This window comes from Cupriavidus pauculus, assembly GCF_008693385.1.
Lineage (GTDB): Bacteria > Pseudomonadota > Gammaproteobacteria > Burkholderiales > Burkholderiaceae > Cupriavidus > Cupriavidus pauculus_D.
This window is the reverse complement of record NZ_CP044067.1, coordinates 2,314,065-2,330,564: the sequence shown is the minus strand read 5'-3', so window position 1 is coordinate 2,330,564 and position 16,500 is coordinate 2,314,065. Positions and strand designations below refer to the sequence as shown.

Annotated in this window: 13 protein-coding genes; 9 read left to right on the top strand and 4 right to left on the bottom strand. The window is 66.1% G+C overall.

All coding sequences use genetic code 11. The features are described from left to right. Positions 1-24 precede the first annotated feature (24 nt). Both FOB72_RS28725 and treF read left to right on the top strand, forming a co-directional pair. Entirely contained in the window at positions 25-795 is a 771-nt protein-coding gene (locus FOB72_RS28725) for an SDR family NAD(P)-dependent oxidoreductase (RefSeq protein WP_150376560.1), read from the top strand. Further along, entirely contained in the window at positions 782-2,485 is a 1,704-nt protein-coding gene (gene treF, locus FOB72_RS28720) for an alpha,alpha-trehalase TreF (RefSeq protein WP_150376558.1), read from the top strand. Before FOB72_RS28725 ends, treF begins: the two co-directional genes overlap by 14 nt. 308 nt (positions 2,486-2,793) lie before the next feature. Here the strand turns inward: treF and FOB72_RS28715 are convergent, their stop codons facing one another. Further along, positions 2,794-3,711 (bottom strand): 2OG-Fe(II) oxygenase, encoded by a 918-nt coding sequence (locus FOB72_RS28715; RefSeq protein WP_150376556.1) that lies wholly within the window; start codon positions 3,709-3,711, stop codon positions 2,794-2,796. A gap of 236 nt (positions 3,712-3,947) precedes the next feature. On the opposite strand from FOB72_RS28715, the gene FOB72_RS28710 reads away from it, so the two are divergent. The 6 genes from FOB72_RS28710 to FOB72_RS28685 all read left to right on the top strand — a co-directional run bounded on the left by FOB72_RS28710 (position 3,948) and on the right by FOB72_RS28685 (position 11,062). After that, positions 3,948-6,212 (top strand): alkaline phosphatase family protein, encoded by a 2,265-nt coding sequence (locus tag FOB72_RS28710; RefSeq protein WP_150376554.1) that lies wholly within the window; start codon positions 3,948-3,950, stop codon positions 6,210-6,212. Between the two features lie 92 nt (positions 6,213-6,304). Next, the gene (locus FOB72_RS28705; RefSeq protein ID WP_150376552.1) at positions 6,305-7,717 is read left to right on the top strand and encodes a cytochrome-c peroxidase; all 1,413 of its coding nucleotides are present in this window, start codon (positions 6,305-6,307) and stop codon (positions 7,715-7,717) included. Continuing rightward, on the top strand, positions 7,714-8,388 hold the full coding sequence (locus tag FOB72_RS28700; protein ID WP_150376550.1) for a hypothetical protein: 675 nt from the start codon (positions 7,714-7,716) through the stop codon (positions 8,386-8,388). Before FOB72_RS28705 ends, FOB72_RS28700 begins: the two co-directional genes overlap by 4 nt. A 295-nt stretch (positions 8,389-8,683) precedes the next feature. After that, positions 8,684-9,664 (top strand): Bug family tripartite tricarboxylate transporter substrate binding protein, encoded by a 981-nt coding sequence (locus FOB72_RS28695; protein WP_411859858.1) that lies wholly within the window; start codon positions 8,684-8,686, stop codon positions 9,662-9,664. Continuing rightward, complete coding sequence (locus FOB72_RS28690; RefSeq protein ID WP_317889544.1) at positions 9,657-10,580, top strand: PhzF family phenazine biosynthesis isomerase; 924 nt, start codon at positions 9,657-9,659, stop codon at positions 10,578-10,580. Before FOB72_RS28695 ends, FOB72_RS28690 begins: the two co-directional genes overlap by 8 nt. Continuing rightward, positions 10,577-11,062 (top strand): RidA family protein, encoded by a 486-nt coding sequence (locus FOB72_RS28685; protein ID WP_150376548.1) that lies wholly within the window; start codon positions 10,577-10,579, stop codon positions 11,060-11,062. Before FOB72_RS28690 ends, FOB72_RS28685 begins: the two co-directional genes overlap by 4 nt. Before the next feature lie 26 nt (positions 11,063-11,088). On the opposite strand, the gene FOB72_RS28680 is transcribed toward FOB72_RS28685, so the two are convergent. The 3 genes from FOB72_RS28680 to FOB72_RS28670 are packed head-to-tail and all read right to left on the bottom strand — an operon-like array spanning position 11,089 to position 14,849. Continuing rightward, on the bottom strand, positions 11,089-11,892 hold the full coding sequence (locus FOB72_RS28680; RefSeq protein ID WP_150376546.1) for a helix-turn-helix transcriptional regulator: 804 nt from the start codon (positions 11,890-11,892) through the stop codon (positions 11,089-11,091). A gap of 22 nt (positions 11,893-11,914) precedes the next feature. After that, entirely contained in the window at positions 11,915-12,598 is a 684-nt protein-coding gene (locus FOB72_RS28675) for a Fe2+-dependent dioxygenase (protein WP_150376544.1), read from the bottom strand. Between the two features lie 40 nt (positions 12,599-12,638). After that, positions 12,639-14,849 carry a TonB-dependent receptor gene (locus FOB72_RS28670; RefSeq protein ID WP_411859886.1) on the bottom strand — a complete coding sequence of 737 codons (2,211 nt, stop codon included), beginning with the start codon at positions 14,847-14,849 and terminating at the stop codon, positions 12,639-12,641. A gap of 477 nt (positions 14,850-15,326) precedes the next feature. On the opposite strand from FOB72_RS28670, the gene FOB72_RS28665 reads away from it, so the two are divergent. Next, entirely contained in the window at positions 15,327-16,493 is a 1,167-nt protein-coding gene (locus FOB72_RS28665; protein WP_150376540.1) for an esterase-like activity of phytase family protein, read from the top strand. Positions 16,494-16,500 lie beyond the last annotated feature (7 nt).

The following is a 16,500-nucleotide window of genomic DNA, read 5'->3' as shown; positions in this document are numbered from 1 at the left end:
CGGGTTCCATGCGAAAGGGCTTTCATGCGACTGCAGGGCAGGACTGCACTTATCACGGGCGCCGCGGCAGGAATCGGCCAGGCGATCGCACTGCGGCTCGCGCAGGAAGGCGCGGACATCGTGGTCGCCGCGCATCATGACAACGCGCAATCGCGGCAGGTCATCGAGCAACTCGCGCAAACCGGGCGCCGCGCGTTTCTGGTCAGTGGCGATGTGGGCAAGGTGGCCGACGCCCGTGCCATGGTCGAGGCAGGCGTGCAGGCGGCCGGCCGGCTCGACATCCTCGTGAACAACGCCGGCGTCGAAGTCCGCGCGCCGTTCTCCGACGTGTCCGAGGCCGATTACGATCGCGTGCTCGACACGAACCTCAAGGGACCGTTTTTCCTGACGCAGGCATTCGTCAGGCATCTGCAGCAGGCAGGCCAGTCCGGCGGCCGCATCATCAATATCAGTTCGGTGCACGAGGAACTGCCGTTCCCGCACTTTACGAGCTACTGCGCCAGCAAGGGCGGCCTTCGCATGATGATGCGCAACCTCGCGATCGAGCTCGCTCCGCTAGGCATCACGGTCAACAATATCGCGCCCGGCGCCATCGAAACGCCGATCAACCGCAACCTGATGTCGGATCCGAAAGAACTCGATGCGCTGCTGCGCAACATCCCGCTCGGCCGACTTGGCCAGCCCAACGATGTCGCGGGCCTGGCCGCCTTCCTCGCCAGCGACGACGCGGCCTATATGACTGGCACCACGTTGTTCGTCGATGGCGGCCTGCTCTGGAACTATGCAGAACAATAATCCCGTAGGGCATCCATCCGGCACCGCGCCGCGCCACGCGCATTGCCATTCGCTTGCACCATCGATCACGCACCTGCCGTGCCCCGAACCCCGCACACTCCACGGCTGCGCCTCGGCGGACGCGGTATCGCCCGCGGAACGTTATGCCGAGCTGTTCGTCGATGTCCAGTCGAGCGGGCTGTTTGCCGACAGCAAGACGTTTCCGGACTGCGCCCCGCTCGAACCGCCCGATGTCATCCTCGCGCGCTACCGCGAGCAACGCGATGGGGCGGACTTCTCGCTGCAGCGCTTTGTCGAAGCACATTTCGCGCGCGAGCAACTGCCCGACGACCATTACGAATCGGACCCGAACAGCTCGCTGCGCGAGCATATCGATGATCTCTGGCCGATCCTGACGCGCGAGCCGAGCGAGCATCCGCCCCTGTGCTCGCTGCTGCCGCTGCCGAAGCCCTACGTCGTTCCCGGCGGACGCTTCCGCGAGCTCTATTACTGGGACTCGTACTTCACGATGCTGGGCCTGTCCGCGAGCGGCCGTTACGACCTCATGCGCGCGATGGCGGACAACTTCGCATATCTGCTCGACACGTACGGCCTGATTCCCAACGGCACGCGCACCTATTACCTGAGCCGATCGCAGCCGCCGGTGTTCACGCTGATGGTCGATCTGTTCGAGGTCCACGGCATCGAGGACGCACTCGCCTATCTGCCGCAGCTGCAGCGCGAATATGCGTTCTGGATGGATGGCGTGTCGATCCTGCGGCCCGGCTCCGCGCATCGCCGCGTGGTGATGCTGCCCGATGGACGCATCCTCAATCGCTACTGGGACGATCGCGCGCATCCGCGCGAGGAAGCCTATCTGGAGGACATCGAGACCGCGCGGCGCAGCGGACGGCCGGCGCACCTCGTGTTCCGCGACCTGCGCGCCGCGGCGGAATCGGGCTGGGACTTCAGTTCGCGCTGGTGCGACGCGCTGGATGCCGACGGAGCGACCTGCGCCGATCTCACGACGATCCGCACGACATCGATCCTGCCCGTCGATCTCAACGCGCTGCTATGGCACGCCGAGCGCAACCTCGCCGAACTCTCGGCCGCCGCCGGCGATGCCATTGCCGCCACGCGCTACAAGGATGCCGCTGCCCGTCGCGCCGAGGCGATGAACATGACGATGTGGGACGACGCGACCGGGACGTTCCTCGACGTGGACTGGCTCCGCGGCGAACGCCGGCCACAGCTTTCGGCGGCCACGCTGATGCCGCTGTTCGTGCAGCTGGCCAACCCGGAACAGGCCGCGCGCGTGGCCGAGGCGGTGGCCGTGCGGCTGCTCGAGGACGGCGGGCTGGCGACGACCGCCTCCCAGTCCGGCCAGCAGTGGGATCGGCCCAATGGCTGGGCGCCGCTCCAGTGGATCGGTGTGGTCGGGCTGCGTCACTATGGCCACGACGCGCTGGCCGACGACATCGCCAGCCGCTGGCTCGCGACGGTCGCCAGCCTGTACACGCGGGAATTCAAGCTGGTGGAGAAATACCGGCTCCAGCGGCACAGCGATGGTGCCGAGGGGGGCAGCGGGGGCGAGTATCCGTTGCAGGATGGCTTCGGCTGGACCAACGGTGTTGTGAGCGCGCTACTGCAGCATTATCCCGACCATCCGGCCGTGGACAGCCGCGCCGGGCATCCCGACAGCAACGGCTGACGCGTCCCCGGAATCGGCTGGAAACCTTGATGCAGTGCACGTTCCGGGAGTAACCGGACCGAGGTGCGGGGAACATTGCACGGAATTGCGTTCCTTTGTTCAGAATGCTGCAATGCGATGGGATTTAGCGCGTATTTCCCCCAAAGATTCCGCAACATCATGCAATAACTCAGCTGAGTTATTGGCGCGCCGCGCCCGACGCGTCACACTGTGGGCAGGGTCGTATCGACACGGCTCTAACGCACTTGGCAACTCTTGGTACCCCGACGGCCCCCGCGCGTCGGGGTATTTCTTTGTGCGGCCGGTTCTCACATCCCGCCCGCCATTCCCGCCGGCACGAAACGCCGCTGCCGCATCCATTTCGTCACCACCCATTTCTCGCCAGCCGTGACCTGCGACCCCGCGTGCAGCGTCCGCGCATCGAGCTGGTTGCGGGCGTCGCAGTACTCGAAATAGACCGCATTGCCTCGCCGGGGCACCACGCCGAAGCCGACCTCGGGGAATACCGTATCTCCGCCACCCGCGACGTCGTTGAGATAGATCACCAGCGTGCTCACGCGCTGGCCGCTGCGCGCGATCGACGCCTGGTTGGCGGCGTTGCTCGGCATCAGGAAGTCGAAGTGCGGCGCGCTGCGGGCGCCTTCCGCATAGCGCAGCACCTGCAGCCCTTCGCCGTTCTCCACGGGCATCCCCATCAGCGCCGAGATCCGGCGATCGATCCGCGCGACCAGCGGGTTCTCCTCGAGCCGAAAAAACATGCCCTCGCTCGTGCGGTTGCCGCTGACCATATCGAAACCCGTGGAAGGATCGACGGTGGTGGACGGCGTGAGGCGCGGCCTCGCCATCGCCACCAACGCCTCGCATTCGTCGCCGCTCAGCACGCCCTCGAGCACGGCGATCAGAGGCTTTTCCATGCGCGACACCACGCGCACGTCGCGGTCCGTCGTCGCGATGACGGGCCCCTTGCCGATGCGCGGGCCGTCGCCGGCAGCTACCGGGCCCGCGGCCACGGGCATGGCCACATTCAAAGCGCCACGCGGCATCGGCAAGCCATCCCGCTGCGCGCGGGCGATGGCGGCGACGAGCTGTCCCGCAATGCCCGCGTCGAACTGCTGCGCGGCCAGCGCATCCACGATATCGCCAGGGGTGTGGCCCGCGCCGAGGCTGCGCGCGATCCAGTCGCCGAGCGCGTCCGAGAAGTGAATGGTGGTCTGCTGGGTGGTCATGACGAGGGGCGCGTGGCGCCTGCCGGATAGCAACAGCCGCGCATTATTGCTGCGTGTTTCACCTGATGCAACGTCCAGACATTCAGCCACAGCCTCGTCATATAGTTTCATATGAAATTAAATTGTCATTTATGCACCCTACTATCGCGCCTGCCGCTACACGGCGCGACGGCATGCCACCGTCAGCTATCCCCTAGAGAAATCCCACGCTTCGCCGTTACAAGCAGAGGTCAGTCATGCACAAGAACACGCCATATCGTCACCTGGCTCAATCCCCCAAGGTCCGCACCGCTCTCACCGCACTGGCAGCGGCATCGCTGCTCGCCGCCTGCGGTGGCGACGATTCCACGAGCGCCAGCAACGGCACGCCCGGCGGCGGTACCACGCCGGCCTCGGTCACGGTACAGGGCAGCGTCGTCGGCGCGGCCATGAAGACCCCGACCGGCATGGCCGCATCGAGCGCCGCGGGCGTCGACTACGCGAAGTCCACGACCGGTGACGACGTCGATCTGAAGCCGACGGCCATCGCGTACGGCAATGCCACCGTCTGCGCCGATATCAACGGCAACGGCGCCTGCGATCAGGGCGAACCCAGCACGACCACCGCGCTCGACGGCACGTTCCGCCTGACCGTGCCGCAAAGCGTGACGGGCACGAGCCTCCTCGCCACGGTCGGCACGACCACCACGTTCGCCGATCCGAACCAGAATGGCAGGAACACGGCCGTCGCGAGAAAAATGATTCTGCGCAGCGCGCCGGACCAGTCGCTGAACGGCGCGAACGTCACCATCAGTCCGCTGACGACCGAAGTTGCGCGCCTGATGCAGGCCGAAGAGCTGACCTATGCCGACGCCACCGCGCGCCTGGCTGGCCGCCTGAGCTTCAACAACGACACGGCGCAAGCCACGGACGTCACGGTCAAGGCCGCGGACGTGGTCGCCAGCGCCGGCACCGTTGCCGACGCCAACGCCAGGAAGGCACTGCTGACCGAAGCCAACGCGCTGGCCAACCGCTTCGCGCTCGCCAGCACGATGCTGGACCGCGGCTATGCGTCGGACGCCAAGACCGATCCGGTCACCACACTGGCCGCCGCGCAGGACGCCGCGTTCAACCCGGAAGGCATTCCGCGCTATGACCACCTGTTCGTGGTGATTTTCGAGAACCACAGCAACCAGTCGATCGACAGCCCGTCGTACCCGAACCTGTATCGCTACCTGAACCAGGAAGGCAACAAGGCGGCCAACTACTTCTCCACGGGCAACCCGAGCGAGCCGAACTACATCTCGCTGGCCAGCGCCGACGACTGGGGCGTGTCCGATGACAGCCCGTGGAACTGCCTGCCCACGGGCAACACCGCCGACGCGCCGACCGACGCCTTCGTGCCGCTGAACGCCTGCACGAACACCGCGATCCATAACCTGAAGAACCGTCGCAACCTGTTCACCGCGACGTACAAGGCCGGCCTCTCGACGCGCGTCTACAGCGAGTCGATGGACCCGGGCCAGGATCCGCGCAAGGACGGCGCCGGCAACGCGGCCATCATGGGCGCGAACACGAGCAACGGCACCAATACGCTGGAGCCGATGATCAGCAGCCTGTACAAGACCAAGCACCACCCGGCCGTGAACTTCGACGACGTGCGCAACCGTCCCGACTTCTTCAAGAACCTGACGCGCTCGGTGGGCGGCGGTCAGTGGGACTCGGCCATCGACACGTACGCGAAGGCCAACAACATCACGTGGAACACGCATCAGTTCGAGGATGACCTGAAGAGCGGCGATGTGGGCGCGCTGAACTACATCGTGCCCGATCAGTGCGACGACATGCATGCCACCGGCTCGGCCGTGGCGAACTGCACGGGCGGCACGGCCATCATCAGCCGCGGCGACCTGTACGCCAAGTACCTGGTCGAGAAGATCCAGGCATCGCCGGTGTGGAAGAACCCGAACAAGCGCTCGGCCATCGTGATGATCTTCGACGAAGGCTCGAGCTTCTTCGGCAGCTCGTCGTGCTGCGGCTGGAATGTGGGTGGCCTGCAATCGTCGGGCGTGCCGCTCGGCGAGAGCAACACCACGCCCGTTCCGACCTATTCGAAGTCCAACCGCGGCGACGGCCCGACCATCTTCGGCGTGCTGACGAACCAGGCTGGCGCACCGAAACAGGTCGTGGATTCGGACTCGTACAGCCACTTCTCGTTCGTGCGCACCATGCAGGACATGTTCGCACTGGCCGATCCGGGCGTGAACACGTCGTATATGAACCGCTCGAAGTACACCGAGAAGTTCATCGCCGACAACCTCGCGAACCTGGCCGAGTACTCGGGCAGCGGCGATACGCACTTCGATGCGGTACGTCCGATGAACCACAAGTACGTGACGAAGGCGGGCGACCGCGTCTCCGGTGGCGCCACGGCCGGTGCCGGCGGTAGCGGCAGCTTCAACAACGGCAATCTGGCTTCGGGTCCGGACAGCACGCAGACCAACATCTTCGCGCTGCGTTGAGCGTAACGATGTCCGTGGCCCGCCGGGCCACGGACATCCGCACCGCACAGTCGTTTTCCTTTCTATCCGGCGCGCTGCCACGCGCTGCAGTCATGCGTAAATTCCCGATCGTTTTCTGCCTTGCCGCCGCCGCGTTCTCTCTGGCCGCGTGCAAGGATCGGCGGCAGGCCGGCGCGCCCGCCGCGGCCCCTGCCGCGGATGCGTCCGTCCAAGCCGTCGCCGTCGCCGTCGCCGTTGCCGCCCCCGCGCCCTCGAAGCTCTCGCCCCCCGCGCAAGTGGGCCAGCGCATGTTCTTCGACCCGACGCTCTCGGGCTCCGGCCGCATCTCGTGTGCGACGTGTCACGATCCCGCGCACGCGTATGCGCCGGCCAACGACCTGTCGGTGCAGCTCGGCGGCGCGGACATGAAGCAGGCGGGCACGCGCGCGGTGCCGACGCTGATGTACAAGGACTACACCGATCCGTACTCGGACGAATTCCAGAACCCCGACATGGTCAGCCCGCCCGCGCCGGGCGGCGGCATGACATGGGATGGCCGCGCCAACACCATCGCCGAGCAGGCCGCGATTCCGCTGCTGGCCGCCAACGAGATGGCGAACCCGAGCCCGGATGCCGTGGTGGCCGCGATCGAGCACGGCCCCTATGCCGAACTGTTCCGTCAGGCGTACGGCGCGGACGTCTTCGCCGACCGCAAGCGCGCGTTCGAGCTGGCCGGCGTTGCGCTGCAATCGTTTCAGACCGAGGACCGCAGCTTCCACCCGTACTCGAGCAAGTTCGACCTGTTCCGCAACAACAAGATCGGCGGCGCGCTCAACGAGGCGGAACTGCATGGGTTGCGTCTGTTCGTGGATCCGAACAAGGGCAACTGCGTGGCCTGCCATCTGATCGGTGGCGGCAACGGCGGCAGCCAGGACATCACGAGCGACTACTCGTTTGCCGCCATCGGCGTGCCGCGTAACAAGAGTATTCCGGCCAACGACGATCCGAACTACTTCGACATGGGCCTGTGCGGGCCGCTGCGGACCGACCATCTGCCGACCACGGCGAACAAGGGCGTTGGCTGCGGCATGTTCAAGACGCCGATCCTGCGCAATGTGGCCACGCGCCATGCGTTCATGCACAACGGCGTGTTCCATACGCTCGACGAGGTCGTGCACTTCTACAACACGCGCGACACGGAACCCGGGCGCTGGTATTCGCGCGATGCGCACGGCAAGGTGCGCAAGTTCGACGACCTGCCCGCCCGCTACCAGGCGAACATCGACGACCAGATGCCGCTCGATGGGCGCCGTGCCGGCAGCAAGGCGCCGATGACCGAGGACGAGCTCAAGGACCTCGTCACGTTCCTCAACACCCTGACCGATGGGTACGTGGTGCCGGCCGATGCCAGGCCTGCACCGAAGGCCGGCGTATTCGGTCCGGCCACGCCCTCGACGCCTCCTGCGCCTCCCGCGCCTCCCCCGCCCGCACAGCCCGCCTCCATTCAGAAGACCGCCGCACGATGATCCGCCGCCATTCCGCTTCCGCCACCGTGACCGTCACCGTCAGCGCGCAGGGCGCTGCCGCCGTTGCTGCCGCGGCCGTGACCCTGCTGGCCGGGTGCAAGCCGTCCGAGCCGACGCAGGACACGTTCGCGCGCGTGCTGCGCCAGCATATCGACAGCCACGCCGAGCTCTGCGTCGGCCGCCACGCGTGGCCGATCGATGTTCCGGACGTGCCCGAGCGCGCCACGCTGCGCGACTACCAGCAACTGAACGCGCTCGAGCATGCGGGCCTCGTCACGCATGAAAGCGGCCTCACGATGAAGCGCGACCGCCACGACGGCACGTTCGACACCGTGCCCGCGTGGCGCTATACGCTGACGGACACGGGCCGCACGTTCTTCAAGGCGCATCCGGAAACCGCCAATGCGCATGCCACCGGCATGCCGGACCTCTGCTACGGCAAGATCCGGCTACAACAGGTCCGCGGCTGGACCCCGATCCAGCGCGACCCGGATGCCGCGCGCGACATCACCACGGTCACGTACACCTACACGATCGACGCCGCGCCGTGGACGCACGACGATGCCGTACAGCGTGCGTTTCCGGTGGTGGCGCGGGTCGTCAATGGCAGTGGCAAGGACGAGCTACGACAGGACGTGGCCGAGTCGCCGAACGGGTGGATCGTGAGATAGCGAATCCGGTCGCGCACACCCTTTGCGCCAGATCAAATCGCGGAAACAGGCTGACACGTTTTTGGGTGTTTTTTCGGCGCACTATTGCGACGCCTACCTCTGCTTGAAAGGAGGCCGCCACGGCCATCGTGATGCCTATCCGAGCGCGGCACTCGGAACGTGTGCGGACGGGGAGGCCGGGCCAAAGGCCTGACCGAAACCCACCGTCGCATTTCGGATCCACCCCGTCGCATTTCGGTTCGCCGTCGCTCGGCACCCTTTCTAGACTCGGCACATCCACTATCGGGAGCCTGCCGTGTCATTCCTACCCAAGACTCTTCTCACCTGCCGCGCGCTGATCGCGGTGGCCGCCGTCGCGTGTGCCGCCGGGGCGCGCGCTGAAGCCTGGCCGGCCAAGCCGATCACGATGGTCGTGCCGTTCCCTGCCGGCGGCGGAACCGATCTGGTCGTGCGGTCGATTCAGCCGTTGCTGCAGCGGGAACTGGGCCAGCCTGTGGTCATCGACAACCGCAGCGGCGCCGGTGGCACGATCGGTTCCGGATTTGTCGCGCGTGCCGCCGCCGATGGCTATACCGCCGGCGTGGTCACGACAAGTACGCATGCCGTCAGCGTGGCGATCTATCCGAAGCTCGCCTACAACCCGAGCAAGGATTTCGCCTACGCGGGCTTTATCGGCACGTCGCCGTACGTGCTGGCCGTCAACAACGACCTGCGCGCGAAGGATACCAAGGCCTTCATTGCGAAGCTCAAGGCCGACAAGACGCAGCACAGCTTTGGATCGGTCGGCGTCGGCACCGTCTCGCACCTGATCGGCGAGCAGTTCCAGAAGCTGGCCGGCGTGCCGATCACGCACGTTCCCTACCGTGGCGCCGCGCCCGCCTACACGGACCTGATCGGCGGGCAGGTCCAGATGATGTTCGACAACCCGGTCGGCCTCGCCCCCTATATCAAGTCCGGCAAGATCGCGGCCATCGCGACGACGGCCCCCACGCCGCTGCTCGCCGACGTGCCCACGATCGCCAGCCAGGGCGTGCCGGGCTTCGAGCAGCAGCTGTGGTACGGCATCGCGTTCCCGAAAGGCACGCCCCCCGCAGTCGTCGAGCGCTTCAACGCGGCGTTGAACAAGGTACTGTCCGACAAGACCGTGGCCGACGACCTCGCCAGCAAGGGCGTGACCGCGCGCCCCGGCACACCGGCCGCTTTGCAGGCCGCGGTACAGAAGGACACCCCGTACTGGGGCGCGATTGCCAAAGCCGTGGGAGCCACTGGTGAGTGAAGTCACGCTGATTCGCGTCTTCGTTCGCGCCGCCCGCGAACGGGAGGAAGTCTTTCACGCCAATGGCACGCTGCGGTCCGAACTGGCGGACGCCCCCGCGGGAGGCAATCCGGTACCGCTCGTCGCCGACGCGCGTGGCATGAGCGCCGCGGCGATGCAGGCAGTGGCCGCGGAGTATGGCCACGAATCGGCCTTCGTGCTGCCGAGCGAGCGCGGCTGCGACTGGCGCCTGCGCTTCTTCGTGCCCCAGCACGAGATGGAGATGTGTGGCCACGCCACGGTGGGCACGCTGTGGGCATTGCGGCAGTGGGGCCAATGGACGAAGCCGACCGCCACCATCGAGACGCTGAGCGGCGTGGTGCTCGCCCGGTGGGACGAGGGCGAGCGGCGTGTGTGGATCTCGCAGCCGGAAGTCCGCCTCGAAACCCTCTCCGACGCCGACAGCGCCCGCGTGGCCGCGCAGCTGAACCTGCCGCCAGGCCCGTCACAAGGCGGGTACCGTGCGGTCAATGCCACCACGAGCCGCGCCAAGACCCTGCTCGAGTTGCCATCGGTCGAGGCACTCGATGGCCTGAAGCCCGACTTCGCCACAATGGAAGCGCTGTGCGAGTCGATCGCCTCGACCGGGCTCTATCCCTATGCGTTCGGCGGCATCACGCGGGACGGCAAGCAGATCGTGCACGCGCGCCAGTTCCCGAAGTCGTCGGGCTATCCGGAAGATGCGGCCACCGGCATCGCCGCCGCCGCGCTATGGGGCTACCTCGCCCGCCGGTCGAGCACGACCGCTTCCATTGCCGTATGGCAAGGCGATACCATGGGCAGTCCCTCGGAAATTCTTGTAGCGCCGCGCCATTCCGAACTGGGCGAGCCGGCGGGATGCTGGCTCAGCGGCAATGTTGCCTGGAGTCATCCATGACGATTCAATCGCCCGAAGCGCGGCTTGCGGAAGCCGGCTTCGTCCTGCCCGAGGTACCGACACCGCGCGGCAACTATGCCCCGTTCAGCGCGATTCCGCTGGGTAGCGGACAGTGGGTGTCGATCGCGGGACAGGTATGCCGGCGCAACGGCGTCGCGATGAGCGGACAGTGCAGCACCGAGGCCGATATCGAGCCCGCGCAGCGCGCGGCCGAGGTCTCGATGCTCAATGCGCTCGCCGCGCTGCGCATGGCGTGCGGTGGCGAGCTGTCGCGCGTGCATCAGGTGGTGCGCGTGCGCGGCTTTATCCGCGCGACGCCGGAATTCACGCGCCACCCTGCGGTACTGGACGCGGCCTCGGCAGTCTTGCGCATCGCGTTCCCCGAGCACGATCTGCCCGCGCGCACGGCGCTGGGCGTGTCGAGCCTGCCCGACGCCGCCTATACGGAAATCGAAGTCGACGCGATCGTCGCCACGGTATAAGTTGCCGCGCGATCGCGGGACACCGCTCAGTCGATATCCCGCAGCAGGCGGTGCAGATGGCCGCTGCTCGCGAATCCGAGCTGAACGCTGACCCGCGCCGCGGTCTGGCCCGATGCCAGCAATGCGCGGGCATGCGACGCGAGCATGCGGCGCCGGACCTCCACCGGACTCGCGCCAAGCTCGATCTGACAGGCACGCTGCAAACGGCGAATCGAGACGCCGAGATCCGCGGCCACGGCGTCGATCGACGGCATCGCCTGGTCGCGTTCGAGCGCCGACGTGAACCGCCGGACCATGCGCAGCACGATCGATGCGGGCTCGGCCGGCACCGCGGCAGGTAACGCAGGCAGCCGGCCCGTGACGATCTGCTCGACGATCGCCCGCACCAGAAAGGCCGCACTCTGCGCGGTAATGGTGGGGGCCAGCAGCGCATCGAGCATGGCCACCGTGGCCGCATCGAGGTGCAGCGCGCCAAACTGCCGGCATTCGCGCAGGCGGTCCGGCGGCAGATAGAGTTCGCCGTGATGCTGGCGTCCGGGATCGGACGTCGTCACATGCGTGGTGGAAGCGGGTAGCAGCACGGCCGTGCCCCGCACCAGCATGGCATCGTGCGTCGCGTCCGGCGCGGCATCGTCCGCGGTAGCGTCGTCCGACGGCGGCGCGGCAACGTCCCAGACAGTCCGCAATCGGCCCGCGCGCGGCCACAGCAGCATGCCGCAATCGTGCATATGCCATGCGCGCTGGAAACCGGGCTGCCGGCTCTCATGCAAGGCAAAGCCGTGGCTGGCGGTCAGGTGCAGTTTGGGAGAGAGGTGGGGCGTGCGCGGCATGCTGCCGATGATACCCGCGGAATCAGGCGTCTGCCCATCGCCGCAGCAGGTTGTGATACACGCCCGTCAGGCCGATCACCGACGCGTGGTCCGCGCCCAGTGCCCCGCTGGCCTGACGCAGGTTGTTGTCGAGGTCGAACAACAGCGCGCGTTGTCCGTCGTCGCGCACCATGCTCTGGATCCAGAAGAACGACGACACCCGCGCGCCACGCGTGACCGGCGTCACATGGTGCACGCTCGTGGCCGGGTACAGGACCATATGGCCCGCCGGCAGCTTGACGCGCTGCTGGCCATACGTGTCCTCGATGACCAGTTCGCCACCGTCGTAATCGGCCGGATCGGTCAGGAAGACGGTCGCCGACAAGTCACTACGAATACGGAAGTCGGTGCCCCGCAGATATCGGATGGCGTTGTCCACGTGATTGCCGAACGTCTGGCCACCCTCGTAGCGATTGAACAGCGGCGGAAACACCTTGAGCGGCAGCGCCGCCGAGAAAAACAGCGCGCTGTTGGCCAGCGCGTCCTGGATCAGTCCGCCCACCTCATGCGCGACGGGCGAGCCTTCCGGCAACTGCATATTGCGCTTGGCCAGCGCGGACTGGTAGCCCGAAGTCTGGTTGCCGTCCACCCACTCGGCGGCATCCATCAGTGCGCGGCATCGTGCGACCTGCTCGCGCGTCAGCAGGTCGGGAATCTGAAGCATCATGGTCGGTGCGCCCCCGGGGCGCCAGCCCCGGGGACAGTGCTTAGAAGCGGAAGTTGGCGGTCAGCATACCAAAACGCCCCGGCGCCAGCGATGCATAGTGCGCGGTAAAGGCCTTGGTGAAGTACTCGCGGTTGAACAGGTTCTGGACGTTGAGCTGCAGCGTCAGGTTCTTGTTCACACGGTACGCGGCCATCGCGTCGAAGCGCCAGTACGACGGCACATACAGCGAGTTGGCCGGGTTGCCGAATACCTGCGCCACGTAGTACGCGCCGCCACCGACCGTGAAGTCGGGCAGCAGCTGGTACGTCGACCAGAGGCTGAAGCTGTTCTTCGGCGTGTTCGGGAACTGGTTGCCGTTGTTGGCGCGGTTGACGGCGCCATTGTCCTCGAGCTCGCTATGCAGGTACGTATAGCCGCCAAAGACGCCCCACTTGTCGGTGAGGTTGCCGGCAAAGCCGAGCTCGAAGCCCTTGACCTTCTGCTTGCCCACGTTCTGCGTGGTGTTCGCATCCACGGCCACGCGCGCGTTGTCCTTGTCGATCATGAACACCGCGCCGGTCAGCGACAGCCGGCGGCCGAGCAGATCCCACTTGGTACCGAGTTCCCACGAGCGGCTGCGCTCGGGGTCCAGGTTCTGGATCTGCGCGGTCAGGTTGTCCGCGCCATCGCCGTTGGTCGTGCCCGGCGGCGACGAGGCCGTACCGTACGACACATAGATGCTGCCGTACTCCACCGGCTTGTAGACGATACCGGCCTGGTAGTTGAAGAAGTGCGAGCTGTTGGAGAGGCCCACCGCCGCCACCGCCGCGTTGGTGTTCGGATTGGTGTACGCGGGCGTGAACTGGTTCGTGCGATAGCTGTCGTAGCGCACGCCACCGTTCACGAGCCACTGCTTGGTGATCTCGACCGTGTCGAACAGGTAGACCGCGCGCTCGTTGGTGGTGGTATTCGTCGTCGCCGGCAGCTTGCCGATGCGGCCGCGCCACGGATCACCCGGGTTCGGGTTGTACAGGCTCGTGCAGTCGTAGCTGGCCAGCAGCGCGGCATTGCAGGTGGTACCCGCCACGCTCGGCACGATGTTGTACGGTGTGTTGTTGGTGTCGTCGCGGCTGAACTCGAAGCCGAACAGCGCGGTGTGCTTGAGGAAGCCGGTCTCGAACTTCGCGGTGAAGTCGGTCTGGTTGGTCAGCGTCTCGGTGGCCGAGTCGCGGTTCTTCGTGCTGCGGTAGACGTAGCCGTTGGCCACGTTGCCACGGCTGTCGTCGGGGTTCGTAACGATGTAGTCGTTGGTGGAACGGCCCCAGCGCGTCAGGTTACGCACCTTCAGGCGATCGCTGAACGCGTGCTCGATGATCGCGGTGCCGATATCGGTCTGCGTCTTGCGGAAGTCGCGATCGACGAGGCCGTAGAAGTTGTTGCGGTCCACGTTAGCGGGTCCGACCGGATTGGCCTTGCTCGCCTGCGCCGCCGGACGCGCGTATGGAATGCTGTAATCCGGCATATCGCGGCCCTGCAGGTGGTAGTACTGCAGCGTGACCTTGGTCGGCCCCGTCATGCCGAACGTCACCGACGGCGCAAAGCCCCACGAATGGCCGCCGACGGCCTCGCGGCCCGGCGTATTCGCGTCGTAGGCCATCGCGTTCAGGCGCAGCGCGGTGTTGTCGTTGAGCAGATAGTTGCCGTCGAGCGTCGCGCGCTTGTAGGCATCGGTGCCGATGCCCACCGAGCCCTGCACGAAGTTCTCCTTCTGCGGCAGCTTCGACACGATATTGATCATGCCGCCGACGGAGCCCTTGCCGCCGAAGGCCGAGCTCGGTCCCTTGATGACCTCGATGCTCTCGATATTGAACGTGTCGCGCGTCTGCGATGCGGCATCGCGCGCGCCGTCCACGAAGATGCTCGCCATCGAGTCGAAGCCGCGGATGAACGGACGATCGGAGATGGGGTTGCCGCCCTCTCCCGCGCCGAATGTGATGCCCGGCGTGGTACGCAGCGCGTCCTGCAGCGTGATCGATCCGCTCTGCTGGATGACCTCGGCGGGAATCACGGTCACCGACTTCGGCGTGTCCAGCAGCGGCGCGGTGAACTTGGCGGACTGTGCCTCATCGACCTTGTACTCGTCGCGCTGGGCCTGCACGGTCACGCTCTTCAGCCGGGCGGGCGGACTTGCCTGCGCCGTGGTCTGCGCCGGTGCGGCCGGCTGCGGTTGCGCTTCCTGGGCCGCCGCGCCCTGCATGGCCATCGCGGCCATCGGACCCGCGATCGCGGTGACGAGCGCGTTGGGTCGGAACACCTCCGAATATCTGCTCATGATGCTGATTTTCCCCGAGAGACTGTCTTTGTTAGTAGTGGCTCACATGCACGGAGAAGCAGACAGCCGAACCTGTTCTACAAGCCATACATGGATCCGGAGGCGGATTGTATGGATTTACGAATGAAAACACAAATGCGAATGATTCGCATATAAAGTCGATACAAACGCCATTTCACGCATCCAATGGACGTCTACAGCGGCCAAGTTCGGCGTTCGTAGCGGAAAATTGCGCGCTATCTGCACTTGCAGATGTTTCACTATCGACGACGGCCATGTTCACAATGTGGAGCGTGAAAACAACAGGTAGCGAAATACGCACCTGTGGGCTCGGCGATAAAAACCGGGGATCGCCGCAAAGCCTCGTCACGCGCGGCTGGCACAATCGCGCGTTGACCCCGCACAGGACATCCGCAAATGCGCGCCCGCGCCCGCCTCTTTCCCCTGAAGCCGATTCTGGTCAGCGCCCTGGGCGCACTGGCCATGCTGGCCCTGCCCCTCGCCCATGCCGCGGACCGCGCCGTGGGCAGCCTGCGTTTGATTGGCGAGCAACGTATTCCGTCCGGCGAGATGTTTCGCGACACGGCGGTCGGCGGCCTGTCCGGACTCGACTACGACGCGGCCTCCGACACCTGGTATCTGCTGAGTGACGACCGCTCGGAGAAGGCGCCCGCGCGTTTCTACACGGCCAGGCTAGACCTCGATGCGGAGGCGTTTCGGGGCATTACGCTGACCGGGGTCTCGGTGTTCACGCAGCAGGACGGCAAGCCCTATCCGTCGCGCCTGCGCCAGGTGCTGGCGCGCGGCGAGATTGCGGACTTCGAGTCGATACGCATCGATCCGACCGACCGGTCGCTCTGGTACACGAGCGAGGGCGATTGCCTGACGACGTTTCGCGATCCGTCGATCACGCATGGCTCCGCCACGGGCGCCTTTATCGCGCGCATCGAGCCGCCGCCGATGTTGCGGCTCTGCCATCCGATCGGTAGCGGCTCGCGCTTCAACGCGACATTCGAGGGCCTGACGTTCTCGGCAGACGGCCGCACGCTATGGGTGTCGATGGAGGGACCCACGCACGAGGACGGGCCACTGCCCACACCCGAGCAGGGCGCGTTCGGCCGCGTGACCGAATTCGCGCGCGACGGCGCCGTGCTGCGCCAGGTCGCCTATCCGATCGACGCCGTGGTACCCGTGCCGGCAAAGGGGAAGCACGGCGAAAACGGTGTCTCCGACATGCTCGCGGTGGACGAGAACCGCTTTCTGATGATCGAGCGCGGTGCCGCGCAGGACGAGAACGGCCGCTGGTCCAACGACATCCGCATCTACGAGATGAATATCCGCGACGCGACCGACGTGCGCGAGGTACCGGCGCTGCGCGAAGGCACGTTCAAACCCGCGACGAAGCGGCTCGTCCTGAATCTGAAAGCACTGGCATTGCAGCGGCTGGACAATATCGAGGGCATCGCGTGGGGGCCGAAGCTGCCGAATGGCCACGACACGATCGTGCTGGTCTCGGACGACAACTTCCATCCGCCGCAGATCACGCAATTGCTGGCCTTCGAGGTGCTGCCGCCGGTAAACTGACGGGCTT

What these genes read in the sequence shown, in the direction of transcription:
- FOB72_RS28675 (WP_150376544.1), bottom strand. Translation starts at nt 12,598, where the DNA reads ATGATGCTTCAGATTCCCGACCTGCTGACGCGCGAGCAGGTCGCACGA.
- FOB72_RS28665 (WP_150376540.1), top strand. Translation starts at nt 15,327, where the DNA reads ATGCGCGCCCGCGCCCGCCTCTTTCCCCTGAAGCCGATTCTGGTCAGC.
- FOB72_RS28715 (WP_150376556.1), bottom strand. Translation starts at nt 3,711, where the DNA reads ATGACCACCCAGCAGACCACCATTCACTTCTCGGACGCGCTCGGCGAC.
- FOB72_RS28710 (WP_150376554.1), top strand. Translation starts at nt 3,948, where the DNA reads ATGCACAAGAACACGCCATATCGTCACCTGGCTCAATCCCCCAAGGTC.
- treF (WP_150376558.1), top strand. Translation starts at nt 782, where the DNA reads ATGCAGAACAATAATCCCGTAGGGCATCCATCCGGCACCGCGCCGCGC.
- FOB72_RS28685 (WP_150376548.1), top strand. Translation starts at nt 10,577, where the DNA reads ATGACGATTCAATCGCCCGAAGCGCGGCTTGCGGAAGCCGGCTTCGTC.
- FOB72_RS28705 (WP_150376552.1), top strand. Translation starts at nt 6,305, where the DNA reads ATGCGTAAATTCCCGATCGTTTTCTGCCTTGCCGCCGCCGCGTTCTCT.
- FOB72_RS28700 (WP_150376550.1), top strand. Translation starts at nt 7,714, where the DNA reads ATGATCCGCCGCCATTCCGCTTCCGCCACCGTGACCGTCACCGTCAGC.
- FOB72_RS28725 (WP_150376560.1), top strand. Translation starts at nt 25, where the DNA reads ATGCGACTGCAGGGCAGGACTGCACTTATCACGGGCGCCGCGGCAGGA.
- FOB72_RS28680 (WP_150376546.1), bottom strand. Translation starts at nt 11,892, where the DNA reads ATGCCGCGCACGCCCCACCTCTCTCCCAAACTGCACCTGACCGCCAGC.
- FOB72_RS28670 (WP_411859886.1), bottom strand. Translation starts at nt 14,849, where the DNA reads ATGGCCGCGATGGCCATGCAGGGCGCGGCGGCCCAGGAAGCGCAACCG.